Consider the following 26,859-nt stretch of genomic DNA (forward strand, 5'->3'; position numbering starts at 1 on the left):
ACATCGGACGCGGGGTGGAGCAGCCTGGTAGCTCGTCGGGCTCATAACCCGAAGGTCGTCGGTTCAAATCCGGCCCCCGCAACCAATTCGGTATCGTTTTTATCGATACTGTTTTTATAGATATAATGTAGCATTTGCAGACGGACGCGGGGTGGAGCAGCCTGGTAGCTCGTCGGGCTCATAACCCGAAGGTCGTCGGTTCAAATCCGGCCCCCGCAACCAATTTAGTATCGTTTTTATCGATACTGTTTTTATAGATATAATGTAGCATTTGCAGACGGACGCGGGGTGGAGCAGCCTGGTAGCTCGTCGGGCTCATAACCCGAAGGTCGTCGGTTCAAATCCGGCCCCCGCAACCAATTCGGTATCGTTTTTATCGATACTGTTTTTATAGATATAATGTAGCATTTGCAGACGGACGCGGGGTGGAGCAGCCTGGTAGCTCGTCGGGCTCATAACCCGAAGGTCGTCGGTTCAAATCCGGCCCCCGCAACCAACTTTCTGATTAAAATCTCACTTCTTATCAAATTTTCAACCTGTTTATCACTCTTTTTTATTCATTATTTGTATATATTCAATGCGTAATATTACAACCACAGGGTAGTCAATCCCCTGTTTGTAAACAAAAATCATCTCCTCCATTAAAATAATTTATAAAACCATACAAAAATAATACATTTAATTAACAAGTTGTTATTATAGTTAGGCTATTTTAAAACCGACCTAAAATAAGGGTAGCAACATGCCATTTTTTCGTCCCTTTAGAGAAAATTTTTATAAAGGTGATTTAATATATGGTTTAACTGATAGCAGGAAAAAATATGTTAATGAAAGTAAAAACTTTCTGATTGCTAAACATTGTAATGATGAAGCTCTTTATCCACCAATATTTATTGATAATTATTTAACACCTGCCGAATTAAACCATATGAAAAATTTTATGAAAAATTATCAAGGAAAAAACAAAAAAAATAATTGGATAAATAACGAGGAAAAATCCAGTTTTCAAAATAGAGCGGAAGAATACAGCAGAAGATACTGGTATGAAAAACCCAAAAAGCAAGAGGATGAAGACAAATATAATCACTATAAAAGAGATTTCTTTAATCATCTGAAAAGTCACCATAAATACCGCACTATTACTGAAAACATCAATGAATATAATAAGATAGACATAGGAAGAAAATGTAAAGGCGGATTATCATGGGCAAGCATAGTCAATGGAAATTTACCTCATGATATGCATATCCACTTTATACTTGATGGTATAAATATGGATAGTGTAGTTTATAAACACGACAAAAATATCACTGGAAAAGAATTAAGATGGCTTTTCAGACACAGAGAGTATCCTAACGTCGCTAAAAAAATACAATTTTGGCTGAATGACACCCCAACTACTCCACCTTGGGAAGGAACAGGATCAACTCTATGGAAAAATTATGTATGCCAAGATGACTACTCTGAAACACTTTCCCTATTATTTAACGCTCTATAATGTTTTCTTTATTTTATATGGGTGGATATTTCACCGCCGTGCTAATTCTGCTCCATTTTTAAAATAGGCTTTAATACCGGCAAAAATAGATTCAGCCACTTGTTGCTGGAATTTCGCAGTACGTAGTTTTCGTTCTTCTTCCAAATTACTGATGAATGCAGTTTCAACCAGAATAGAAGGAATATCCGGTGCTTTTAATACGGCAAACCCCGCCTGATCGACACTGTTTTTATGCAGTTTATTCACTTTACCCATTCGCTTAAGCACTTCATCCCCAAATTTCAGGCTGTCATTAATCGTCACAGTCTGAACCAGATCCAGCATGGTATGATCCAAATATTTATCACCGCTTTTACTCACCCCACCAATCAAGTCAGCCTCATTCTGCGTTTGGGCCAGAAAACGGGCAGCATTACTGGTTGCCCCTTTCGTTGACAAAGCAAATACGGACGATCCCCTAGCGGCACGATTAGTAAAAGCATCAGCATGGATGGAAACAAACAGATCCGCCTGCATCTTACGTGCTTTTGCTACCCTGACTGTCAGCGGAATAAAAATATCTTCATTACGGGTCATATACACTTTCATCCCCGGTTGACGTTTTATAAGGGCTTGCAGACGGCGGGCAATCTGTAAAACAACATCTTTCTCACGGGTTTTGTATTTCCCGATAGCGCCAGGATCTTCACCACCATGACCGGGATCAAGCATAATCACAATTGGCCTGTTCTTCCCGGCCTTGCCTGTTTTTTTCCTCTCTGTCGGTGGCATATGCTTTTCCAGATTTCCACTGTTGTACTCTTCAAGCAGTGCCAGCAAAGGATCATCATTGGCTTTCGCTACCTTTGGATAGAAATCTAACACCAAACGATGCTTGAATTTCGCAATAGGCGGCAAAGTAAAAATATGTGGTGCAATCGGCTGCTTAATTTCAAACACCAAACGCACAGTTTTGGGATCAAATTGCCCGGCTCGTACCAGTTTCAGATAAGGATCACGTTGCTGAACCTGCGATCCTATACTGCTCAGGACACTATTGAGCTGGATACCCTGCAAATCAATAACAATTCGGTTGGGATTTGAAAGTGAAAATTGGCGGTATTTAAGCGGAATATTAGACTCCAGCGTCACTCTGGTATAACTTGATGCAGGCCAAATACGCACAGCAATCACTTGTGACGTTGCTGCATACCCTATCGGGCTAATACTTAACAACCAAAGCGCTGCTGCTCCTTTCAACAAACGGCGACGTGAAGAATTATGGTCTGAATGACTCATTATTTATTCCATTTAAAAACAACCAGACAGTAAATTTTATCTAAGAGACAGTTAGGTGGAAGACTCTAATTAATTATAAAGGGACTGTCATCAAAAAAAGCATTTTCTGCTATCTCAACAGCTATACTCTATGAATTTCAAGATGCAGCGTAGCCAACAAAGCTGCGACCTGAGAGATAACAAACATAAATATCAATATAAATAATAGCTTTGTTTTTATCTATATTCCCTCTTGCCATTTCCCTTCTAAAGAATAAAAATATAAAAAATACGAATAAAAATGCAATTGAGGGAAATATCATGAAAGAACGCCGTACCGAATTGGTCGAAATTTTCCGGCATTCGGTTCCGTATATTAATGCACATCGTAACAAAACTTTTGTCATTATGTTGGTCGGTGAAGCTATCGCCCATGAAAATTTTCCGAATATCGTTAATGATATCGGTTTATTACATAGCCTCGGCATTCGTTTAGTTATTGTGTACGGTGCTCGGCCACAAATCGATCAGAACCTCACCCAACATCACTATCAACCGATTTATCATAAATACACTCGGGTTACTGATGTTAAAACGCTGGATTTTATCAAACAAGCCGCTGGCGTGTTACAGCTTGATATTACAGCCCGACTTTCCATGAGCCTCAATAATACGCCATTACAAGGTGCGCATATTAACGTGGTCAGCGGCAACTTTATCATCGCTCAGCCTTTAGGGATCGATGATGGTATTGATTATTACCACAGTGGTAAAATTCGCCGGATTGACGATGAAGCCATAAATCAGCAGTTAGATAACCATTCCATTGTATTAATCGGGCCTGTTGCTGTTTCCGTTACCGGCGAAAGTTTCAACCTGACGACCGAAGAAATTGCTTCACAACTGGCGATTAAATTAAAAGCCGAAAAGCTGATAGGATTCTGTTCATCACAAGGCGTCACCGATACGGAAGGGAATACCTTGTCAGAAATTTTCCCCAATGAGGGGGAAATACTGTTGAATAAACTGGAAAGCACCGGGGATTACTCCTCCGGGGCAGTACGTTTTTTACGTGGCGCCATTAAAGCCTGCCGCCGCGGAGTTCGGCGCAGTCATTTGATCAGTTATCAGGAGAATGGCTCACTAATCCAGGAATTATTCTCCCGCGAAGGCATCGGAACCCAAATTGTTATGGAGCGCTCTGAGCAGATCCGTCGCGCCAATATCAACGATATAGGAGGCATTCTCGAACTGATCCGTCCACTGGAGCAAAATGGGATCCTGGTTCGCCGCTCACGGGAACAACTGGAAATGGAGATCGATAAGTTTACCCTGATAGAACTCGATAATGTCACTATCGCCTGTGCTGCCCTGTACTCTTATCCTGCGGAAAAAATCGGTGAAATGGCCTGTGTTGCCGTACATCCGGATTACCAAAATTCTTCACGTGGCGAGGTGTTATTAGGCGCTATTATTAATCAGGCCATACAAATCGGACTGGAACGATTATTTGTCCTTACAACTCAAAGTATTCACTGGTTTCAGGAGAAAGGTTTTGAACCCGCAGAAATTACTATGTTACCAGTGGAAAAACAGGCGCTGTACAATTACCAACGCCGTTCCAAAATTTTGATGTTGGATCTGAAAACTCATTGACATAACTCCACCCACATATATATCCAATAGATTTCAAGTTGCGTCACGACGGCAAGAGAACGAATCCACTAACCCACTCCGCCTTTGAGTGGGTGTCGCAACTGCCTTGGACAAAACCACCTTGTGTGCGTATAGCGTCAATTTCTCACGGGCGCGGGTCAAAGCCGTATAAACCAGCTCGCGACTAACAACAGGAGAAAACTGGGTTGGCAACACTAATGCAGTATGCTCAAACTCAGAGCCTTGTGATTTGTGCACTGTCATTACATAAGCCGTTTCATGTAAGGGCAGACGGCTTGGCTGAAAAGGTTTTATCTGCCCGTCAGATAACTGGAAATAGGCTTTCAACTCATTATTCTGATCTTTAAGCATAATACCGATATCACCATTAAATAATCCCAATGTGCTGTCATTGCGCAAGATCATGATCGGCCGTCCGGCATAGCTCCTATTCTCCATAAACTGATTTCCCGTATATTTGGGCAAAGCAATCATTCCTTTACGATGCAGCAATTGTTCCACTCGCTGGTTCAATCCACTGACACCAAACGGCCCTTCTCTTAAAGCACATAACAACCTGAAACGGTTAAATTCTGCCAGGATAGTCTTTTCAGATGCCTTTTCGTTCACCAGCGCCAAATAGCGGTAATAACCTTCTGTGGTTTCAATCAACAAACGCTGATAATCTTCATCTTCTGCCAGGGGATTAAAATTCACATCAGGCAGAGATTGCCTTAATACAGCAGCAACACACTTACTGTCCCCCTGATTGACTGCTGAAGCTAGTTGCCCAATACCAGAGGCAGAATTAAAACGATAGCTTTTACGCAGCAAACATAAACAATCCCGCACTGCCAAAGTTAAATCTTCTGGCTCAGACACTGAATATGACACTAACTGACAACCCGTTAACTTCGTCAGTTGTTTTGCACGATCGACACTGTATCCTTGTTCAGCAAAACGACAGATATCTCCCAATACCGCTCCCGCTTCTACAGAAGCCAGCTGATCCTTATCTCCCAGAAAAATCACTTTTGCTTTTGCTGGCAAGGCATCAATCAAACGCGCCATCATGGGTAAATCTACCATGGAGGCTTCATCAACAATCAGGATATCAAGGGCAAGCGGATTATCACGGTGGTAACGGAGTTTTTGGCTTTCAGGCTGTGCACCTAGCAAGCGATGGATGGTTTGTGCCTGCTCAGGGATATTGCACCGTTGTTCATCTGTCAAAGCAAGTTTGTTGACAGCCTCACCAAGCGATTCAGTCAACCTGGCAGCCGCTTTCCCTGTAGGAGCCGCCAGTTGAATATTCAATGGCTTTCCTTCGTTCAATTTAATCAATGCGGCCAGTAATTTCGCTACCGTCGTTGTTTTTCCGGTTCCCGGCCCACCAGAGATAACAGAAATACGACTGGTGACAGCAACTGCTGCCGCCACTTTCTGCCAATCGATTTCACTTGCAGCAGCAACACCAAAAAGCTCATCTAAAATTTTCCGTAGCTGAATTTCATCAATATCATCAGCCAATGCCACATCAGCAAAAAACGCGGCTATCCGACGTTCGCTTTGCCACATCCGCTGCAAGTAAAGGCGATAACCAGAAAGTATTATCGGTGTAGGAGATTGCCCATCGCCTATTGCCGGACATGCCTGCAAAGCAGCAATCATTTGTTGTTGATTAGGTTCTCCTACGAAAGTCCACAGTGATGCCACTAACTCAGTGTGTCGTCCTTCAAATAAATGTTCAGGTGAGATCCTGTTCAAAAGCAGGCAAACATGACCAGCCCCCACTTCTGCACTCAAATAGGCAGTGATCAGCAATAACAATGGATTTTCATCTTCAATCATCGCATAGGCAAACTGCACATCTAACGGACGCAGCAATTTTTGGGCAACAGCTTGCTGCAATAATGGCATTATTCCATTCATGGCTGCACTCATGCACTTTGTTCCTCATCAGTTGCACAGTCATCGTTTATACAGTCAACAGTACAATCGACGGTACTAAAGAGCGCATCCAGTGCATCAACAAATTCAACGGGTGGCAAATAGCGATAAATACCATGCCCCGGATTATTGTTATCAATGCCACGCAGAAACAAATATATCACCCCGCCAAAATGCTGCCGATAATCATAATCCGCCAACCGATGGCGTAAATAACGGTGCAGTGCCAGCGTATAGAGTTGGTACTGCAAATCATACCGATGCTCTATCATGGCTGAGGCCATGGCTTCCTGAGTGTATGATTCGCTGCTCTCTCCCAACCAGTTCGATTTGTAATCCACCACGTAAAACTTATCCTGCAAACAAAACACTAAATCAATAAACCCTTTCAACATGCCTTTGATCTGATGGAAGGACAAAGGAGCGCACTGTGCTGACAAGGGATCATAACGATGAGTCAAGGCATCCAGCGCGTTGGAACGCAGTAAATTATCAACAGGCAAATAAAACTGCATTTCGTTTTGTTGATGATAATGTGGAATATCAGCAAGCCGCATTCCCTGTTCATTTAACTCTGCGGTCTGGATATCCGTCATCCATTGCTGCAATACGGATGCCCAACTCTCATCAAAACCTGCGGTTGTCAGCTTTTCCGCCAGCCAGATCTGATCCGGTGGGGAGCTGAAATCCAGCTCTTCCAGAACTGAATGTAAGAACGTTCCGGCTGTTGCCCCGCGCGGAAAAGTATGCGGTGTCATCAGCAATGACGGTTCAACTTGTTTTTCACCACGGACGTCAATATCAAGTTTCGGTGCAATGGATTGGACAATCACTTCTACTGATTCGCCAAACGCACTGACATGAGCCTGGGAACTGATGTAATTATGGGAAATCGAACCCTGTAAGCCGGAATAACTGGTCACCCGCCAGTCATCCCGAATGGAACGCCGGAATTTTCTGGCAGCCAGCAATAGCACATCTTCACTTTTGGGTTCCCATCTTTCATCTCCGATATCCTTTATCGGTATCACCTGAATATTGTCATCTTTGAGTTCATTTAAGCTGCATTCCAGTAACTCTGCATCACCTTTCTGCCCTTTTTGCACCAAATAACCAAGGGCGGAAAGATGTAAATCCGTATCTCCGGTTTTTTTCTTATTACCCTGAATCAATGGCGCAACACCGACACTACAGTGATACACAGCTCGCGTTAAAGCCACATAGAGCAGACGCAAATCTTCCGCCAACCGTTCTTCATCGGCTAATGCCAGCTTTTCACTATCCTCAAAGAGACTGAAATGGGTTTCAAAATTCTGACGATCGTGATAAATGGCCCGTTCCTGTTTTTTGAAGCTGCAAATAAAAGGCAACCAGACTAAAGGGTACTCCAGCCCCTTTGATTTGTGGATGGTACAAATCTGAACCAGATGTTTATCACTTTCCAGACGCATTTGCTGACTTTCTAGCTGTGGATCAGGACGGGAAATCTGCTGTGCCAACCAGCGAACCACTGAATGTTCGCTATCCAATTGCAACGATTCTTCCTGCAACAGTTCACTAATGTGCATAATATCAGTCAGACGACGCTCACCGTCATATCCTGCCAACAAATTCTCTGCAATCCGGTATTTCCCCATGACCGCCCGTAACATCGGTAAAACACCACGTGAGCGCCACAACCGGGCATAACCGTCAAACTCATCCACCAGCTTATCCCATGCCGTTTCATCATGATTTAGCTGATCAATCTGCCGGGCACTTAAGCCAAATAAACTACTGGCTAATGCACTTCTGAGTACACGTTCCTTTTCTGGTGATAACACCGCTTGCAAAAGCCAGAGCAAGTCCTTAGCTTCCGGCGTATCAAATACATTCTCACGATTGGAAAGGAAGACAGACGGAATCTGCAATTCATTCAATTCATCACGAATCAGTGCGGCTTCACGGCGACTACGCACCAGTACCGTAATATCCGCCGCTGTAACAGGCCGATTTTTTTCGCCCCGCTGCAACAGCGCACTCCCTTCCTGTCCTGCCAGTAACCAATCCCTGATTTGGGCAGCACACAGTCGTGCCATGCCCTGTTCGTAATCCCTTTTTGAAACACCCTCTCCAGACTGGAGCCAGAACTGCAAGGCTGTTTGTTCCTGCTTATGGAGCAAGAATTTCAGGTTGTGATTTTTCTCTGCTGAGTTGACGTGAATAAACGGAATTTGGTCAAACAGAAATGGGCGGTCTGTATGGGAAAACAACTTATTGACCGCTTGTACCATCGGAGCGGAAGAACGCCAGTTTGTTTCCAGCGTGTAATGCGCACTCACTTGGGCACACGCCTGAATGTAGGTGAAAATATCCGCCCCGCGAAATGCATAAATTGCTTGTTTAGGGTCACCAATGAACAACAAACCATTTTTCGTTTGATGACGATATATGGCCTGAAAAATTCGGTACTGCTGCGGGTCAGTGTCCTGAAACTCATCGATCATCGCAACGGGGTAACGTTGCCGGATGGTTTCCGCCAGTTTTTCTCCACCTTCACGTTTCAAAGCAATATCCAATCGCATCAGCAAGTCGTCAAAGCCCATATACCCACGCATCAGCTTTTCCTGATTGATGGACTGGCGTATTTCAACAATCGCTTTGGAAATGATAATGTCCCGTAAGGTCAGTGGTTGCTGATATAAATCATCAATGGCCGTAAACACGGGATGTCGGGGAACTTCACCCTTTTTGGTTTTTTCTTCCAACCTTGACTGGCAAAATTTATCCAAGTCTTTAGGAAGCTGATAATCTCTGGTTTGCGATTTAGCCCACTCAGAAACGCTATTCAGCCAATTAGGTAAATTCTTCTTACTGTAACTGCGCTTATCCACCCCAGAGTTATCAATTAGCGCTTGTAAATCCTGTACAACCTCATTCCACTGCTGTTTGACCCCGTCAATCAAAGCAATGATCTTTTCATGGCGGCTGACTAAGGTTTCATCACCGTCCGGCGCGTTGACGATATAAGGTATATCCCCTCGCAGATGATCAGTTATATCTTCCAGCAGGGCTTCTGGCCCGCTCCATTCCTGACTGATCACCGTCGCCATTGATAGCGATAACGGATAACAGTGACGCCGCCAGAAATCAGCACAACCTTGCTTACGAAGTGGGTATTCATCCTGAATCAACGTTTGCTCAAACAGAATGCCGGATTCAAACGCATTGTGCACCAACATGCGCTGACAGAAGCCATGAATGGTGTAAATTGCCGCTTCGTCCATTTGACGTTCAGCAGCCAGTAACCAATCCGCCGCACTTTGCCTGTCGGGGATCTCTGCCAGCAATTGCTGATAAACCGGATCATTCACCGCGTTATCCTGCCGAATGCACGCCAGTCGCAACTGGTGGATATTTTCACGAATACGCCCACGCAATTCATCCGTTGCTGCCTCGGTAAAAGTTACAACCAAGATCTCTTCAACATTAAGCGGACGGGAAAAGGCGGCATTGCCGCCCAATCCAAGTAACAAACGCAGGTAGAGTAAACCTATCGTATAGGTTTTTCCCGTACCTGCTGAAGCCTCAATCAGCCGTTGGCCATGCAGCGGCAATGTTAACGGATTAAGTTTATGAGACGTTATGTTACGGGGTATTTCTGTGCTCACTGAGCATTCACCTTAACCGATAATTGTTTCTGGAAAGTGGATACATTCGGGTAAGTCTTCCAGCCTTTCAACTCTGCATATTGATGAAGCGAGCCTTTCTTCCCTGTAATTTGTGAAATCAGTGCCAATCCATGACGTTTCATCACTGCTTTATCGTAAAACTCAAGCAACTGTGCTTTAGTTACTTTTTCCAGAGCAGCAATGATTTTCTCTCTTGAATCAAATTTGAAGTTATTACGGCCAAAATCACTGCTGTAACGGGATGCTTCCGCAGAAAAAGTTTGCGGTGGCTGACGCATTTCTGTCAGCAATGCTGTTTTATACTGCTTAAATTCAGCATCAGGCATCACCTGCAATTTTTTCTCAGCTTGCTGATAGAAACTCTGGTAACGCTGGTGCAAGTAATCTGGCTGTTTGCTATTACTCTGCAATAAGAAGCCAAGCCCCCATTGTTCTCCTACCCTTGTATTGAAGGCTAAAACCGCATAGCCCAATTGCTCTGTTGTTCTTAATTGATCAAAGAACCAAGGCGATAAAATGCTACCTAACAGATTGGAATAGACATATCCGTTAATGCGATCATATCCCGTCGGGATGTAGACTTCCGCCAGTGCGTTATCAGTGCTGCTGGCAGTGCCTTCAAAGTTAACGGCATAATTACGCTTCAATTCGATACTTTCGCCACTCCACCACACAGTACCCCGGTTGGCGAGCTGCTTATGTGCAGATATAACAATATCAATACTCTGTTTTTCGGTTAAATTACCGAAGACTACCGCCTGTAAAGCAGAACTCTGGATCATCTCATGACGGTATTTGACAATATCATCAACATTGATGCTATCCAGCGCCTTTAAGCGTTCAGCCTGCTCAATATAAGGAACACTGGATAAATAAGAAACCAGCTGCATTGCCATTTCATAGGCTTTGCCTTCATTGGAGATTTCCAATTGGTTACGATACCAGGACTTCGCTTGTTTCAGTTCAGTCAAGGTTGGTGTAAACGCCATATACTGGCTGATAGCAGAAGTTAACAATTCAGGTAAATGTTGGGTGTAACCATATACCCCGATTTGCAACCCATCCGCATATCCGGTTGTAATCGCCAGACCTCCGACGGCTGCCTGATAACCAAGCTGATCCAGTGCAAGAGAAGATAAATAAGACAACAGAGCGTAAGTCACCTGTTCTTTGGCGCTCTTCACACCATTAGCATTACGCAGATCCAATGCGATGCTTGCCTTCGGTTCATCGGCAAAATATTGGCTTGGCATATACAGCAGACGCACATTCGATTGTTCCAGGATCATTTGAGGATGTTTCTGGCTGCCAGATGCCTTAATCAAGGACAAATTATCAGGAATATAAGGGTTCAGTTCTGGTAAAGAGAATGAAGTACCTTTCTCCAGTTTTTGCCACTCCGCACGCTGTTGTTGAGTGATTTTATTAATCTGATAAGGTGCCTGAACAAAATAAGCCTCTTTATTATGTGGTTCTTTCGGACTAATAAACCAGATGCGGGCATTCTCAGGTGTCAATTGAGCCAAACGGCTGGCAATGGCCTGAGGGTTGTATTCATCCGCAAGATAGCCAGCATCCAGAACATGAGAAACAGGAACCTGTAGCATGGCATCAGCTAACGACTGAATATAGTTCATATTCCGTACGATTGACGCATACTGGAATGATAAATTGAATACTTTAGCCATTTCATCAAAATAGCTCTTTTGAATACCTTTTTGCTTCAACAGGTTAATGTAAGAAAAGATAGCAGCAATAACCTGATCACGCTGTTCAAGCCCTTTGTCTGTCAATGTGACATAAATACCAAATGAGCCAGAATTACCATCTGTTTTCGGGCTGGCACTGGCACTAATTCCTTCGGCCAATCCCTGTTTCAGCAACCAGTCAGATAGGGTATTTTCACTACGATTACCAATCAGATAGCCGATATAGGCATCGGTTTTACTGCGAAAATCAGCGCTGTTATCAGCAATCCTGAACTCCAGTTGCAGCGATTTATAAGGTTTAGATGGCACATAATGGATAATGATATCTTTTTCTTTATCTGTTATCGCCGGAACCGTAATGGCAGAGACTGAAGCATGTCGATTCGGAATACGGCCAAAAGTATCCACCGCAATCTGAGCCAATTTTTCTATCGGCTGATTACCATATAGAACGCCTTTCATCAAATTGGCAGAGTAATAACGCCGATAAAAATCAACCAGCGCAGTCTGTAACTTACTGTCTGGTTTATCTTTCAGGGTTTCCAGATTTCCCCCCGCAAAACGGGAATTCGGATGAGCCGGATTCAGAGTTTCAGAACGGATCTGCCAGATGCGATGCCCTTCTCCGGCACGAGCAATGGTCATCTCGTTATCAACAGCATTACGCTCACGATCAGCATTCACAGGATCCAGCAAAGGCTCCGCAAGAGCATCAGCGAGACGATTGGTCGCTTCTGCCAAAGAGCCATTTTCCACCTCCAGATAAAAGGCTGTACGGTTAGCTGAGGTGCTAGCATTGCGGCTTCCCCTGTGTTTCTGCAAAAACTCTGCAAAACTGCCGGGCTGAGGATATCGTTTAGATCCCATCAACACCATGTGTTCCAAATAATGCGCCAGTCCAAGCTGATTATCCGGATTCTGCATATGACCAATGGGGATTGCCACAGCAGCCAATGATTTAACTGCTTTTTCATCTGAAACCAGCAGAACTGTCATGCCATTTTTCAGTTGGATAGCTCTATACTCACGGAAATCACGTTCACTTTTATGAATCGTTTCCAGTAACGGTTGCCAAGGCGATTCGGCATAAGTTGTTACTCCCCAGAAAAATAAAAAAAGCATCATCATGATGCGAATGACATATTTAGGCATGACCTAATATTCTCCCTATTTCTTCTTTAAATAGTACGCCATAGGCAATAAGTAGCTCTGCACTTCGCGTTTCATGCGTGCCCAAAATGATTGATCCACCTGCCTGAAAGCTCTTTGAGTATAAGCATCATTAAATTCACCATTTTTTCCTTGTGTTCCCAGCCATTGCTGCATCAATTTGCTTTCCGCTTTTTGCTGAGCTTCCTCACTAAAATCGATCTGCTGGCTTCCCTTGTCGTAACAAGCCTCCAGCCATGCCCAACCGCTTCGGCAGAACAGAGGAAGAGGCTCGGACATCCCTTGAAAATAGCCAGCAACCAATTGATTGAGATGGTTCTTGGCTTCATCGGTTGTCAATAGTGAAAAACACCATGCACTGTTTTCCCTTCCATACATTCGGCTTTCACCTTCTCCTCCTGAGAAGCAGTAGGCAAGATGTTCAATCCATAGTTGGATACCATCATTGGCAGTTAAGTTCGCTGGACGCCAACATAAAATTCCATCAGATTGAACTTGGTTAATTTTTCCGGTCAGAGTAACAGCATCTAATTCATGGCGTAACTCTATGAAAGAAGAGTCCATTCTCTCTTCTCGTATCTTATCTGCCAATGGCTGCATCGCCTCAAGCTGATTCAGCCAATATACCTCACCAAATGCACCGTGTGGCAACCCACCCGATGCACGGAGATGATAAAACAGTGGTTCAGGTTGCCTCTGTTCAAGCAAAATATTTAATAACAATTGATTGAATTGATAACGCTGCAAATGATCCAATACAAAGGGTTCTTCCTCAGGTAATTCCGTTTCTTCGATAACAAAATGAACTTTCAATTTTTGCTGAAAAAAAGCCCTGACTGGATGGCGATAAAAACGAACCAGATCATCCAACGTCACTTCTGTTACCTCACGAGAATCGCAATCTAATGGCTGACCAAAGTTAACGGGGGAAGTGCCTTGCAAACTGGCTGCCGGTAGCCATTCAACCGCATAACTTTGCAGCTCATGATCAGGTTGAAAGTTTTCCGTAGCAAAAGGGACACGCGTATGTTGCCGCAACAGATGATTTCTGACTTTTTTTGCACTGTCATCCACATTGAGCATCTCATCTCCCGGCAAGCAGCAACTCTGGCAAACATAATCCAGCAGTTCGTTGACCAATACGGAAGGGTTACATTCTGTATCATCGCGAATTGATTTACCAATGTAACTGATATACAAACACTCTTCCGCTGACATCAGTGCTTCCAGAAACAGATAACGGTCATCGTCACGCCGTTTCCTGTCCCCTCTCTGGCTTTTTTCTGTCATCAGATCAAAGCCAAGCGGTGGGATTGTTCGTGGATAAATACCATCGTTCATTCCCAACAAACAAACAACTTTAAAGGGAATAGAGCGCATTGGCATCAGAGTACAGAAATTCAGAGATCCCGCCAGAAAACGTTGACTGATCTTCTCATCATCAAAACGAAGAGCCAATTCATCACGCAGTAAGATCAGGGGTATCTTTTTGCCATAATGTGCATGCAGGCCATTCTCAATCACCTTCTGCCATTGTTGGGTGATCAATGCCAATACCAGCTCGGTTTCATGATCCACAATAAAAAAGGTTTCCAGCAATTGTGGACAAATACCAAGCCAGTCCGTTAATGATTGCTCTTCACTCAGGATCCTGCGCCAGCGATTTAATTCCATCAAAAATTCAGCCAGTTGCCCAGCCAGCTCCGCGGCAAGGCCACTGGATTCATCATAAGGTAAAACTTCATTCCACGGGCCTGCGTGGCTATCCATTGCATAACCTAGTAACATGCGTGTCAGACCAAAATGCCAGGTATTCTGCCCGGTGGCAGGTAGTGACAGTGCTTCAATATTGTCATCATCCAGCCCCCAGCAAATACCGGATTCCTTTACCCAACGCCGCAATAAACGTAGCCCATCTTCCTGAATTGCGAATTTATCAGCCAGAGAAGGCACTTCCAATAATGCTAATACCTGCTCGGCTGTAAAACGGCTCTGAGGTAAATCCAATAGAGTAATAAAAGCCTGCAATACCGGGTGTGCTTGACGGGCTTTACGATCAGAAATGGCAAAAGGAATATAACGTTCACCCGGTGCGTTACCGAATACGGCCTGAATATAGGGCGTATAATTGTCGATATCGGCCATCATGACGATAATGTCCCTCGGTGTCAGAGAAGGATTATCATCTAACAGACGCAATATTTGATCCTGCAAAACTTCGACTTCTCTCTGTGGACTGTGGCACGAATGAAAAGACAGAGAACGATCTTCCCAGACAATCTGTCGTTTCTTCAGACTGTTTTTGAATGTACTTTCTGTAGAGCCAATTTGAGCATGATCTTCAAGATGCAAGATATCCCGCTGGAGTTGATGCAGAATACAATCTGGCTCCAGTTCAACAAAAGCATGGATGTCAGCATCCGGCTCCAACTGGGACAACAGGTAAAGATTATCTCTTCCTAATTTTCCCCATGAAGCCAGTAAAGGGTTACTCAGATTCTGTTCCCCTTCTTCATTAAAAAGGGATGGCGCATTATCTGGATCTCTGAACCGTTCTAATGATTGCTGGCTGCGGTAATGTCTGGGTTTACGGCTGTTCAACTTAGCAAGAAATGCGTAATTCTGAATATCACCCCAATAATATTGGCACGGGTTAGTGAACATCAGGTGGATATCAATCTGCTTACCCAGTGCCTTGACTACTTGCAGGTAGGTGGGTGGTAAGGAAGATATGCCACAAATAAAGATCCGTGAAGGTAGTTTTTCCTGTGAAAAATTTCCATCTTCCAATGCTGAAATAAATCGATGATATAAATTGGCACGATGCCACAGAGGTTGCTGTAGTTGATGCGTGTACTCTATTAGCTCAATCCAGAGCCGTTTCTGCCATTCCTGATTCGCACTTAGTCCATCAACGAGCTGCCCACTTTCCCAGCTCTCCAGCCATTGAGGACGATAAACCAGGTACTGGTCAAACAGGTCAGCAACCCTGCCAGCCAACTGGTGGATCTTACGTTTATCATTATCCTGATCAAGATAATGCCTGAGTGCCATAAACTCAGGCTCTGTTAACAGGTTAGGTAAAAGTGTCATCAGCTTCCACTTCATAGCATCTTTGCTGAATGCCCCTTCTCTGGGAACATCAGGCAATACCTGTGTAAACATCTGCCAGATAAACGTTGCCGGCAAAGGAAATTCCATGTTTGCAGCAATCCCCAATTTCTCTGCCAGTTGAATTTGCAGCCACTGTGACATACCGGGGCTTTGAACCAGGATCACTTCTTTGTCAAATGGGTTAGCAAGGGGGTTTTTCCTGATAAATATCGCCATCAACTCTTTCAGAATATCGAGTTGATTTGAATGATAAACTTTAAACATCAATGCTCCCACTTGTACAAAACCAACGTTCTAATTTACCTGAAGGATTATAGCTTTTTGTCACTGTTACCGTTATCTGATAGCACCCCAATGAATGAAATTCCTGTCGAAACTCGGTTTCCCACCCTTGTTGTGCTCCCTTTTCACCTCCGATCATCTTTCCTTTTAATGGCTCATATTGTTCCAACTGCTCATGTGCCAGTTTTACTGCCTTAAGTTGTAACCAATACTGCTGGAAATTTGATAACAGAGCCTGATGGTAACGCATTAAACCTAACAGAGAGACAGCAAACATAACAGATGCCACCATGACTTCCGGCAAACTTATGCCATCCTGCTGCTTATGTCTGCGAAATATTTTCATAAACAAAATTCAACCGCTATGACAGGACAAAAATCCAACCAGCCACTTTTAACAGAAGTAAGTGTATCTTGATTTGAACCTTTCATCTGTTTCATCCATTGATAAAGTTCAAGATGTTCTCCGGCAGAAAACGGCGCTATTCCCTTTAACAGGAAAAGATCATCCTGATAGCGCCTGAGGCAACTTTGCAAATAAGATCCTGATTTCTGTAAACAGAGCCAGTTCTCCAACTCCCGTGAATTAAGCGGCCATGGCTGTACTGAACCCCATGCCAATGATGACTCTGCCTGTTGAAAAGCATTCAGATATTTCTGTTCGTCAAACATCATCAACATGGCATTTTCCTGTTGGTAATGCAGTGCTTTCAGCATCATTAAGCTTAATGTCAGCATCATAAGAATCGATACCAACAGCGCATTACCTCTTTGGTTTTCATGCTGTTGCCCTAAGTCATTCACCAGATGATTTCCTTATGTTGCGCAACCGAACTGTGGTTTGGTAGTGATAGACAACAGAAGGAGACTTCACCCAACTGGCTTTGATGGACAATGCTATAAATATCAGCCTATTTTTTGGCTGTGATTTTTCAAGGTGAAAAGCGTCAATAGTGACTTCTTTGGGATCAAAAAGCCGTTCCCAGCTATTTTCCTGACAACTTCCTGTTCCTCTTTTCCATTCAAGAGCACGATTATTTAATCGGTAACCAAAGAATTCAGAGGCTGTATGTTCAGGTTCTTCCCATTGATTATTTAAATTAAGGTCAAAAGCAACAATAAAACAAGAGTTGGTAGGTTCAGTATTTTTATTGTGAATCACCAACGCTTCTCCTTTACACCGTTTACTGTCCTGACAATATCCTGCCCGCCTGAGATCTTTTTCCATCATATGAGCTACCCGATTCACCAGATAGTGAAGACGGTATTGGCGGTAGAGATCGAATATCTGACCGGATAAAACAGGATAAATCTTTGCCATCGCAATAAAAATCACACTGCCAATCAACATGGAAACCAGAACTTCCAGCAAGGAGAAACCTGATTGTTTTTGTCTGAAACGACACATCATCCATATCATAGTTTTTTTATTCCCTAACAATGAGGCAGCCGACTTATATTATTGCTGCATGTCCTGATTCTTCCTCGCCCTGAAATCACGACACTTATTTCTCCGGCAGCGTTTGTCAAAACAAAGCTGGCTGGCATCGCGGTATTTCTGACACCATAAAAATCGATTTTATTGCTGGTTGCTGAAGCCAGAACCACATCATCATGCGGTGATTTGACTCGCTCTCCCTCTCCCCCGTGACAATCCTTACTTTCGGTTACTGATGAAATCAGACACCATGATTGCCCCATCACCAGCCACAATGTTCGTTCCTGATTCATATAATTCGCCAGAGCCTGCTGCCTTTCCATAAAGGACAACACATTCTGCACGGCTGATTGTAAATGCAAACCGCTTTGGTAATTTACCCAGCTATGCAATCCCCAGAGCAAACTCATTGAGATTAAGATCATTGCTATCATTAACTCTAACAATGTAAATCCACTTTGTTTGTCAGTGTATTTATCACTCATCAGCATCCAGCTTATGTCTCTGCTTACCCGTTTAAATTCTTGTTGGCGAAAATATCTTCAATTTGGGAGGAAATAAAAAGCCTAAGTTTTTATTTATGCGAGGGGATTTGAAGAGAAAAATCAGTATATTGCTTTGTTACATTTTATTTGCGAACCAGCCCAACAACATAGCCAATCGAGATTAAAATCTGCACAAATTAACGATTTCAACTTAGTGATTGAAAGATAAAAAGTTATTTATTCTATGATGTTGGCAATAGGAAATAGAAGATTTTCAGGCAGAAATATAAGGTATAAATTATTTTTTCGGGTAAATAATATTTCCATCCCCAAATAGGGGATGGAAAGGATAATGCAGAATTAAATCGCAACCGGAGCTTTAATACCCGGATGCGGATCATAATCTACGATTTCAAAGTCTTCGAATCGATAATCGAACAGAGATGCAGGCTTACGCTTAATAACCAACTTTGGCAAAGTTCTGGGTTCACGGCTCAATTGCAGTTTCGTCTGCTCCATATGATTGCTGTATAGGTGGGTATCACCGCCAGTCCAGACAAAATCCCCCACTTCCAGATCACACTGCTGAGCCATCATGTGAACTAACAGAGCATAGCTGGCAATGTTAAATGGTAACCCTAAAAATACATCACAGGAGCGCTGGTAAAGTTGGCAGGAAAGCTTACCGTCTGCCACGTAAAACTGGAAAAATGCGTGACATGGTGCCAAAGCCATTTTGTCCAATTCGCCAACATTCCATGCAGAAACAATGATCCGGCGAGAATCAGGATCCCTCTTCAACTGCTCAATAACTTGGGTTAATTGATCGATTTGACGACCATCCGCTGCTCCCCAGGCGCGCCATTGTTTACCATAAACTGGCCCTAAGTCACCATTTTCGTCAGCCCATTCGTCCCAGATAGTAACGCCATTATCATGCAGGTATTTGATATTGGTATCACCATTCAGGAACCACAACAGTTCATGAATAATAGAGCGGAGATGGCAGCGTTTAGTTGTTACCAGCGGAAAACCTGCTTGCAAATTGAAACGCATCTGATGACCAAAGATTGAAAGTGTTCCTGTGCCTGTACGGTCATCTTTTGCTGTACCTTCTTCCAGCACTTTTTTCATTAAACCCAGATACTGTTTCATTTTGCCTCTTGTACCTTATCGTTTCGCATATTATTGCGAGTATTATTGTTGCGGGAACACTTATATGCCCATACCATCATCAGGATCCCCACTAAAATCATTGGTATGGAAAGGATCTGCCCCATACTGATCCCTTCAAATAATCCAAGTTGGGCATCAGGCTGACGGAAAAACTCAACGATGATACGGAATACACCGTAACCAATCAGGAATAGCCCTGAAACACTTCCCATCGGGCGCGGTTTACGAATAAATAAATTCAGGATGATAAACAGTACAATGCCTTCCAACACCATTTCATACAGTTGTGAAGGATGGCGCGGCAGGACACCATACTTTTCCAAAACAGGCCATAGCGAGGAATTGGTGGTTGCCAGTGCGATATCTTCACTGCGAGAACCCGGGAACAGCATTGCCCACGGTGTATCAAGCGTAACACGCCCCCACAACTCGCCATTAATAAAGTTACCGATACGCCCCATACCTAAGCCAAAAGGAACCAATGGCGCAACGAAATCAGCAGTTTGCAAGAAGTGGCGTTTAGTTCTGCGCGAGAACCACCACATTGCACAAATGACGCCAACCAATCCTCCGTGGAAAGACATACCACCGTCCCAGACTTTAAACAGATACAGAGGATTATTCAGGAACATCGGCAGGTTATAGAACAGAACATAACCGAGGCGTCCACCAATGAATACCCCGGCAAAACCTGCATACAGCAAGTTTTCTACTTCGTTTTTATTCCAGCCACTGTTTGGTTTTGCCGCGCGACGGTTTGCTAACCACATAGCAAAAACAAAACCAACCAGATACATAAAACCGTACCAGTGGAGAGATACGGGGCCGATTGAAAATATGACAGGGTCAATATTAGGAAATGCCAGGTAGCTAGTGCTCATCGTTCCCCACTAAAAAAATGTTGTGTGAATGAATTTGTGTGTTAATGCCCTAAGACAAATAATCGTAAATAATAGCATGGGCGGTTAAATGCCACCACGCACCAACCCACCAAGACCGTGGGTTTCCATAAATGCAGAGGAAATCTCTCTCACCTGTTGGCTGGTTTCCGCCTCCAATACTTCTTTAACAAAATGATTGAGTTCGCCGGCATCTAAATGATGCAGCAAGTACTTGATACGCGGGACACTTCGACCATTCATACTCAGGCTACGATAGCCAAGACCTATCAGAATCAACGCCCCCATCGGCAAACCTGCCATTTCACCACAAACACTAACGGGTAAGCCAATACGCTGGCTTTCATCAATAATCTGTTTTAAAGCTCTGATTACTGCCGGATGCAGGTTGTCATACAGAGAAGCGACATGTGTATTATTACGATCCACCGCAAGCAAATACTGGGTTAAGTCGTTTGTACCGATAGAGATAAAATCAACTCGTTTCTTCAATTGTGGCAGCAGCAGGATCAGGGAAGGAACTTCTACCATGATCCCGACCTGTGGCATCACAATAGTTGTAGCAACTGATCGTTCAACTTCTGCTTTTGCCCTGTCGATCAACTTTCTGGCTTCATCAATCTCCTCAATACTGCTCACCATCGGCAGCAATATTTTCAGATTCTCCGTCTGCACATTGGCTTTCAACATGGCTCTGAGCTGAATCAAAAATATTTCCGGCTGATCCAGTGTTATGCGAATTCCCCGCCAGCCAAGACAAGGGTTTTCTTCGTTGATTGGCATATAAGGAAGGTTTTTGTCAGCACCAACATCCAACGTCCGCAATACGACTGACTTATCAGGAAAAAGTGTGAGCATTTCTTGGTAGCGGCTTTTCTGTTCATCTTCTGATGGAAAACCACTATGCAGCATAAAAGGGATCTCAGTACGATACAACCCGACGCCGTCGATACTATCACCCATTTGTTGCTCATATTTCAAACTCAAACCCGCATTGAGCTGAACCAGTACTCTTTCCCCATTTTTGAGACGTGCTTTTTGTTGCAATTCACCTTCAGCCAATTCGCTGAGCACTTGCTCTTCTTCGATAAGTTGACAGTATTCCTGAACAACCAGCGGCTCTGGTTCAATAAAAAATTCTCCGCGATAACCATCCAGAATCAACATCCGGTTATGCAATAGTTCTGGTTGAATATCTGCCCCCATAATCGCAGGTATTCCCATTGCCCTGACCAATATTGCGGAATGAGAGTGAGTTGCCCCATCCCGTACAATGATACCAGCCAGCTTGTCCTGTGGTATTTCGGCCAGTAAATTGGCGTTGAGTTCATCGGCAACCAGAATGAAATGTTCAGGCCACTGGCTGTTGCCAGTAAAAGCATCATCCAGATGGAACAACACCCGCTGCCCAAGTGCCCGTAAATCAGAGGCTCGTTCCCGCATATAAGCATCTTGCAGGCTGGCGAATTGTTCAGCGTATTTCTCAATTACGGTCTTCACTGCCCATTCTGCGATAAAACCGTTATCAACGGAATGAAACAGATCTTGTTTAAGTTTGGGGTCGTTCAGTAAATGGGAATAGAGATCAAAAATGGCAGCACTTTCTTTCTGTGAACTGGCTGTAAATCGTTTACTTATTCGACGACATTCTGCGGTTGCCAGTTCAAGGGCTCGGGTTAAATGAGAACGTTCAGCTTGATAATTCAGTGTTGATGCTTCAAATATTTGTTCGAGCGATGGTTGAGAACAATCCTGCCATCCCTGAGCCATGACAATGCCATCGGAAACCGCCAGTGCCTTGATACGTGTCTGGCGATACTGACCAAACAGCTCCCGGGTCTGCGCTTGAGCAAGGATCGCAGCCAATTGCATAGCAAGTGTCACCATAAAGGATTCTTCACTTTCATCAAATAATCGGCGTTCATTCTGTTGAACAACCAAAATCCCTTGCAATTGGCGACGATAAATAATCGGAACCCCTAAAAAGGCCCGCAGATTCTCTTCTTTTACTTGAGGAATATATTTGAAACTAGGATGGTCACGCACATCAGCAAGGTTGATTAATTCCGACAAATGCCCGACTTCCCCCACAACGCCTTCATTAAAGGAGAGGCTTATCCCCTGTTTTCCCGGCTTTTTCAACCCTTTAGTAGCCATCAGGTAATAGCAACGACGCTGATGGTCTGCCAGATAAATAGAACAAACATCCGTGTTCATTGCTAAACAGGTTTCATTGACTAATAACTCAAGCGCTTCTGATAAATTTGTTGCCATCGCAACCTTTTCAACAATTTCCCGTAAGCGCATGAGCATAACGATTACCTAAATTAATTATCTAACTTCTTCTACGACGATATATATAGGTTGAATAGGATTGTGAAGTAGATTCCTGCGTTGGCATCACAATAGAAGAAAATTCTTTCATCACACGGCGGTATACATCTCGTTTAAACGAAACAACTTGCCTGACAGGATACCAATAACTCACCCAACGCCATCCATCAAACTCTGGTGTACTACTGCGCTGAACATTAATATCTATTTCATTACAAAGCAACTGCAATAAAAACCAGCGTTGCTTTTGCCCGATACAAACGGGCTTTGTATCCCAACGCACCAAACGTTTGGGTAATTTGTAACGCAACCAGCTACGGGTGGAGGCGAGAACCCGTACGTCTTTGCGATTTAAACCAACTTCTTCGAACAACTCACGATACATCGCTTGTTCTGGTGATTCCCCCGGATTGATGCCCCCTTGAGGAAACTGCCAGGAATGCTGCCCATAACGGCGGGCCCAGAGAACCTGCCCTTGACGATTACAAATTACAATTCCTACATTCGGGCGGTAGCCATCATCATCGATCACCAGACTACCTCTTGATAAAACGAATTTGAAAAGATAGTTAATTGTTTCACACTCATCTCAAACGGTAAACCTCTATGATGGGGCTTTGCAGTTACAACTGAAGTCTCTACAATACGGTCATCTCAACGGGGTGCGATTGTTGCCGGGCAACATCGCTGAGAACAAACCCGTAGAACCTGATCCGGCTGATATCGGCGTAGGGATTTGAGTTGCTATTCATTGATATATAAATAGTAATTTTATCTGGCACTTTCTCAAATCCTTTGCCAATTTGCTAATAACTCATTTAATTATGAGTGCTAATAGTTACTGTTAATAACTACTATTAATAACTACAGGAGAGCAAAGTGTTTAAGCATCTATTTTTCCGATTTATTGCGAGATTTATTGCGATAAGTGCATTATCGATTTCTGCATGTGCCTTTGCTCAAGCAGCACAAGCAAAACCCACATTAACCGTTTATACTTATGATTCATTCGTTTCTGAGTGGGGCCCCGGCCCTGTTATCAAAAAAGATTTTGAAGCGGAATGTGACTGTGAATTGAAACTCGTCGCCCTGGAAGATGGTGTATCTTTGCTGAACCGTATAAGAATGGAAGGCAAAAAAGCATCGGCAGATGTTGTTCTGGGGTTAGATAATAACCTGATCCAAGCTGCCCAACAGACTGAATTATTCACTCCCAGCCATGTTGATACAACAAAGTTAAAACTGCCTGTCACATGGAATAACAATACCTTTATTCCTTACGATTACGGTTATTTTGCCTTTATTTACAACAAAAATACCTTGCCTAATCCCCCCAAAAGCATGGAAGAGCTTATTAACAGCCACCAGAATTGGAAGATTATTTATCAGGATCCACGTACCAGTACTCCTGGGTTAGGTTTTTTACTCTGGATGCAGGATATCTATGGTAATAATGCTGCGCAGGAGTGGCAGAAAATCGCCAAAAAAACACTGACTGTCACCAAAGGCTGGAGTGAGGCTTATGGGTTATTCCTGAAAGGTGAAGGGGATATGGTGCTTAGCTATACCACATCACCGGGCTATCACATCGTATCCGAGAAAAAAGATAATTACGCCGCTGCTATATTCAACGAGGGGCACTATTTACAAATTGAAGTCGCCGCCCAGTTGGCTTCCAGCAAACAGCCTGAACTGGCACAAAGATTCATGCAATTCATGGTTTCACCCGCATTCCAGCAAGCTATTCCGACCACCCAGTGGATGTATCCCGTGATTGACGTACCTCTACCTGAGGTTTTCAAACAACTGCCTGTGCCTGAGAAATCACTGCAATTCAACGCAGAAGATGTAGCCAAACACCGTACACAATGGATCCGTACATGGCAAAGTGCTGTAAGCCGTTAATTGCAGGTTGGTTACTGCCGGGGGTGATTGCCTCCGGCCTGCTGCTTCTCATTGCCCTGTCAGCTTTCGGGGTACTTTGGTTTAATGCACCTGAAAGCCACTGGCAGGCATTTTTGAGTGACAGCTATCTGTGGCATGTTATTCGTTTTACTTTCTGGCAAGCGTTTTTGTCTGCTTTATTCTCAGTCACACCTGCAATATTTCTGGCAAGAGCGCTCTATCGCCGTCGTTTTCCGGGCAGAACGCTTTTTTTACGTCTATGCGCCATGACGCTGGTACTTCCTGTTTTAGTCGCCCTGTTTGGCATACTGACTGTTTATGGGCGTATTGGCTGGCTGGCTAATCTTTGCCAATGGATAGGAATTGAATACCGTTTTACCCTTTACGGCCTGCAAGGTATTTTGTTGGCGCATATTTTCTTTAATATGCCAATGGCAACACGATTACTGCTCCAATCGCTGGAAGGTATCGCAGTAGAACAACGGCAACTTGCAGCACAGCTTGGTATGAATGAATGGCAACATTTTCGCTTTGTCGAATGGCCTTATCTACGCCGTCAGATCTTGCCAACCGCAGCGCTGATTTTCATGCTGTGTTTTGCCAGTTTTGCCGCGGTGCTCGCATTGGGAGGCGGCCCTTCTGCAACTACAATTGAACTCGCTATTTATCAGGCTATTAAGTATGACTACGATCTTGGTCAGGCTGCTCTGCTCGCGCTGATCCAACTCTTTTGCTGTCTTGGTCTGGTTTTGCTGAGCCAAAAGCTCAAAGGAGTTCTTTCGGTGGGGTATGGTCATCAACAACAATGGCGTAATCCACAGGATTCATGGCTGAAAAAACTATGTGATGGATTGCTTATCACCACAGCATTGCTGTTTTTGCTCCCTCCTTTACTGGCCGTCATTGTAGATGGTTTGAACAGTGCCGTGTTTGATGTCCTCAGTAAACCCGCCTTGTGGCGGGCTTTCACAACATCCGTAATTATCGCACTGGGCGCTGGTTTCTTATGTGTTTTACTGACTATGATGCTGTTATGGAGCAGCCGTGAGTTACGCCTGCGTCATTTATCCCGTTGGGGACAAGCAATAGAAAGCAGTGGATTATTAATTCTTGCTATGCCCGGTATTGTCCTTGCAACAGGCTTTTTTATTCTGCTGAATAATACTGTTGGGTTGCCGGATTCCCCTTATGAACTGATTATCCTGACCAATGCGTTGATGGCAATTCCCTATGCTTTAAAAGTGCTGGATAATCCAATGCGTGATCTGGCTGAACGCTATAATCCGCTATGCCGCTCTTTAAATATTCAGGGCATCCACCGTTTACGCTGGATTGAGCTTAAAGCTCTGAGAATCCCATTAGCGCAGGCACTGGCTTTTGCCAGCGTGCTGTCAATCGGGGATTTTGGTGTTGTCGCATTATTTGGAGACGAGAATTTCCGCACACTGCCTTTCTACCTTTATCAGCAAATCGGGGCATATCGCAGTCAAGATGGTGCTGTGACTGCATTCCTGCTACTGCTTCTCTGTTTTATTTTATTTAGTGTTCTTGAACGATTACCGGGTCGACGCCATGATTAAACTTGAAAATGTTACTTACACCTATGAGCAGATTGCCATGCGTTTCGATGTCAACGTCGAAGCGGGCGAACGTATTGCAATCCTCGGCCCCAGTGGGGCGGGCAAAAGTACATTATTAAGTTTAATGGCAGGCTTTCAATTCGCGAAGAGTGGTGATATCTGGTTGGATGGAGAAAATCATACAAATACAGCTCCTTCCAAGCGCCCAGTATCCATGCTGTTTCAGGAAAACAATCTGTTTTCCCATTTAACCATTGAGCAGAATATTGGTTTGGGCTTACACCCCGGTCTTAAATTAAATGCTCAACAACGGCAGACGCTGCAACAAATTGCATCGCAAGTTTCACTGACAGAATATTTGAATCGCCTGCCCGCCCAGCTTTCCGGTGGGCAGCGCCAACGCGCGGCACTGGCTCGCTGTTTAGTACGCCAGCAACCTATTTTATTACTGGATGAGCCTTTTTCAGCACTTGACCCCGCTTTACGTAATGAAATGCTGGCATTGCTGGATCAGGTATGTTGTGACCGAAAACTCACGTTACTGATGGTATCCCATAATCTTGATGATGCCGCCAAAATCGCACCGCGTTCTCTGCTGATTGTGGATGGAACAATTCATTATGATGGTGCAACAGAGAAATTGGTGAATGGCGAAGTGCCTGAGGCAAGGGTTTTGGGGATAGTATAATTGATTGTATATTAATCACTCAAATTACCCATTAAACATTTTCGGCG

18 protein-coding genes, 4 tRNA genes and 1 riboswitch are annotated in these 26,859 nt (G+C 43.9%); of the genes, 9 read left to right on the forward strand and 13 right to left on the reverse strand.

Features of this window, described 5'->3' with window-relative positions:
- The first annotated feature begins 8 nt into the window (after nt 1-8).
- From Xbud_RS05130 to Xbud_RS05150, 5 genes are all read left to right on the forward strand, one after another.
- Nucleotides 9-85: transfer RNA gene (locus Xbud_RS05130), tRNA-Met, on the forward strand.
- Nucleotides 86-145: 60 nt separating this feature from the next.
- A tRNA-Met gene (locus Xbud_RS05135) sits at nt 146-222 on the forward strand.
- Between the two features lie 60 nt (nt 223-282).
- Nucleotides 283-359: transfer RNA gene (locus tag Xbud_RS05140), tRNA-Met, on the forward strand.
- A gap of 60 nt (nt 360-419) precedes the next feature.
- A tRNA-Met gene (locus Xbud_RS05145) sits at nt 420-496 on the forward strand.
- 246 nt (nt 497-742) lie between these two features.
- Nucleotides 743-1,498, forward strand: coding sequence for a hypothetical protein (locus Xbud_RS05150; RefSeq protein ID WP_099135052.1), 756 nt, complete (start codon nt 743-745; stop codon nt 1,496-1,498).
- 30 nt (nt 1,499-1,528) lie between these two features.
- Here the strand turns inward: Xbud_RS05150 and amiC are convergent, their stop codons facing one another.
- Nucleotides 1,529-2,776, reverse strand: coding sequence for an N-acetylmuramoyl-L-alanine amidase AmiC (amiC, locus tag Xbud_RS05155; RefSeq protein ID WP_099135053.1), 1,248 nt, complete (start codon nt 2,774-2,776; stop codon nt 1,529-1,531).
- A gap of 300 nt (nt 2,777-3,076) precedes the next feature.
- Between amiC and argA the strand changes: the two genes are divergently transcribed.
- The gene (gene argA / locus Xbud_RS05160; protein ID WP_099135054.1) at nt 3,077-4,411 is read left to right on the forward strand and encodes an amino-acid N-acetyltransferase; all 1,335 of its coding nucleotides are present in this window, start codon (nt 3,077-3,079) and stop codon (nt 4,409-4,411) included.
- 33 nt (nt 4,412-4,444) lie between these two features.
- Here the strand turns inward: argA and recD are convergent, their stop codons facing one another.
- From recD to rppH, 12 genes are all read right to left on the reverse strand, one after another.
- Nucleotides 4,445-6,334: an exodeoxyribonuclease V subunit alpha gene (gene recD / locus Xbud_RS05165; protein ID WP_211283496.1), complete on the reverse strand. Its 1,890-nt coding sequence runs from the start codon at nt 6,332-6,334 to the stop codon at nt 4,445-4,447.
- Between the two features lie 17 nt (nt 6,335-6,351).
- On the reverse strand, nt 6,352-10,011 hold the full coding sequence (recB, locus tag Xbud_RS05170; RefSeq protein WP_099135055.1) for an exodeoxyribonuclease V subunit beta: 3,660 nt from the start codon (nt 10,009-10,011) through the stop codon (nt 6,352-6,354).
- Nucleotides 10,008-12,893, reverse strand: a complete 2,886-nt coding sequence (ptrA, locus tag Xbud_RS05175; RefSeq protein WP_099135056.1) for a pitrilysin — start codon at nt 12,891-12,893, stop codon at nt 10,008-10,010. Before ptrA ends, recB begins: the two co-directional genes overlap by 4 nt.
- A gap of 15 nt (nt 12,894-12,908) precedes the next feature.
- On the reverse strand, nt 12,909-16,289 hold the full coding sequence (gene recC, locus Xbud_RS05180) for an exodeoxyribonuclease V subunit gamma (RefSeq protein WP_099135057.1): 3,381 nt from the start codon (nt 16,287-16,289) through the stop codon (nt 12,909-12,911).
- Nucleotides 16,282-16,653: a prepilin-type N-terminal cleavage/methylation domain-containing protein gene (locus Xbud_RS05185; RefSeq protein ID WP_099135058.1), complete on the reverse strand. Its 372-nt coding sequence runs from the start codon at nt 16,651-16,653 to the stop codon at nt 16,282-16,284. The genes recC and Xbud_RS05185 overlap by 8 nt, the downstream gene beginning before the upstream one ends.
- Nucleotides 16,650-17,111, reverse strand: coding sequence for a YgdB family protein (locus Xbud_RS05190; RefSeq protein ID WP_244589854.1), 462 nt, complete (start codon nt 17,109-17,111; stop codon nt 16,650-16,652). Before Xbud_RS05190 ends, Xbud_RS05185 begins: the two co-directional genes overlap by 4 nt.
- Nucleotides 17,104-17,727: a prepilin peptidase-dependent protein gene (locus Xbud_RS05195; RefSeq protein ID WP_099135059.1), complete on the reverse strand. Its 624-nt coding sequence runs from the start codon at nt 17,725-17,727 to the stop codon at nt 17,104-17,106. The genes Xbud_RS05190 and Xbud_RS05195 overlap by 8 nt, the downstream gene beginning before the upstream one ends.
- Nucleotides 17,728-17,741: 14 nt before the next feature.
- Nucleotides 17,742-18,230, reverse strand: a complete 489-nt coding sequence (locus Xbud_RS05200) for a prepilin peptidase-dependent protein (protein WP_099135147.1) — start codon at nt 18,228-18,230, stop codon at nt 17,742-17,744.
- 360 nt (nt 18,231-18,590) lie between these two features.
- On the reverse strand, nt 18,591-19,385 hold the full coding sequence (gene thyA, locus Xbud_RS05205; protein ID WP_099135060.1) for a thymidylate synthase: 795 nt from the start codon (nt 19,383-19,385) through the stop codon (nt 18,591-18,593).
- The gene (gene lgt, locus Xbud_RS05210) at nt 19,382-20,287 is read right to left on the reverse strand and encodes a prolipoprotein diacylglyceryl transferase (RefSeq protein ID WP_099135061.1); all 906 of its coding nucleotides are present in this window, start codon (nt 20,285-20,287) and stop codon (nt 19,382-19,384) included. Before lgt ends, thyA begins: the two co-directional genes overlap by 4 nt.
- Nucleotides 20,288-20,371: 84 nt before the next feature.
- Entirely contained in the window at nt 20,372-22,618 is a 2,247-nt protein-coding gene (ptsP, locus tag Xbud_RS05215; protein WP_099135062.1) for a phosphoenolpyruvate--protein phosphotransferase, read from the reverse strand.
- Between the two features lie 22 nt (nt 22,619-22,640).
- Nucleotides 22,641-23,171 (reverse strand): RNA pyrophosphohydrolase, encoded by a 531-nt coding sequence (gene rppH, locus Xbud_RS05220; protein WP_099135063.1) that lies wholly within the window; start codon nt 23,169-23,171, stop codon nt 22,641-22,643.
- A 116-nt stretch (nt 23,172-23,287) separates the two neighbouring features.
- Nucleotides 23,288-23,392, forward strand: a riboswitch (TPP riboswitch).
- Between the two features lie 126 nt (nt 23,393-23,518).
- Here rppH and thiB point away from each other — a divergent pair.
- Genes thiB through thiQ form a run of 3 tightly spaced genes read left to right on the forward strand, consistent with a single transcriptional unit; the run spans nt 23,519 to nt 26,812 of the window.
- Nucleotides 23,519-24,544, forward strand: a complete 1,026-nt coding sequence (gene thiB / locus Xbud_RS05225) for a thiamine ABC transporter substrate binding subunit (RefSeq protein ID WP_099135064.1) — start codon at nt 23,519-23,521, stop codon at nt 24,542-24,544.
- Complete coding sequence (gene thiP, locus Xbud_RS05230; RefSeq protein WP_099135065.1) at nt 24,520-26,124, forward strand: thiamine/thiamine pyrophosphate ABC transporter permease ThiP; 1,605 nt, start codon at nt 24,520-24,522, stop codon at nt 26,122-26,124. Before thiB ends, thiP begins: the two co-directional genes overlap by 25 nt.
- On the forward strand, nt 26,117-26,812 hold the full coding sequence (gene thiQ, locus Xbud_RS05235) for a thiamine ABC transporter ATP-binding protein ThiQ (protein WP_099135066.1): 696 nt from the start codon (nt 26,117-26,119) through the stop codon (nt 26,810-26,812). The genes thiP and thiQ overlap by 8 nt, the downstream gene beginning before the upstream one ends.
- Nucleotides 26,813-26,859: the final 47 nt, after the last annotated feature.

The organism is Xenorhabdus budapestensis (assembly GCF_002632465.1).
Taxonomy (GTDB): Bacteria; Pseudomonadota; Gammaproteobacteria; order Enterobacterales; family Enterobacteriaceae; genus Xenorhabdus; species Xenorhabdus budapestensis.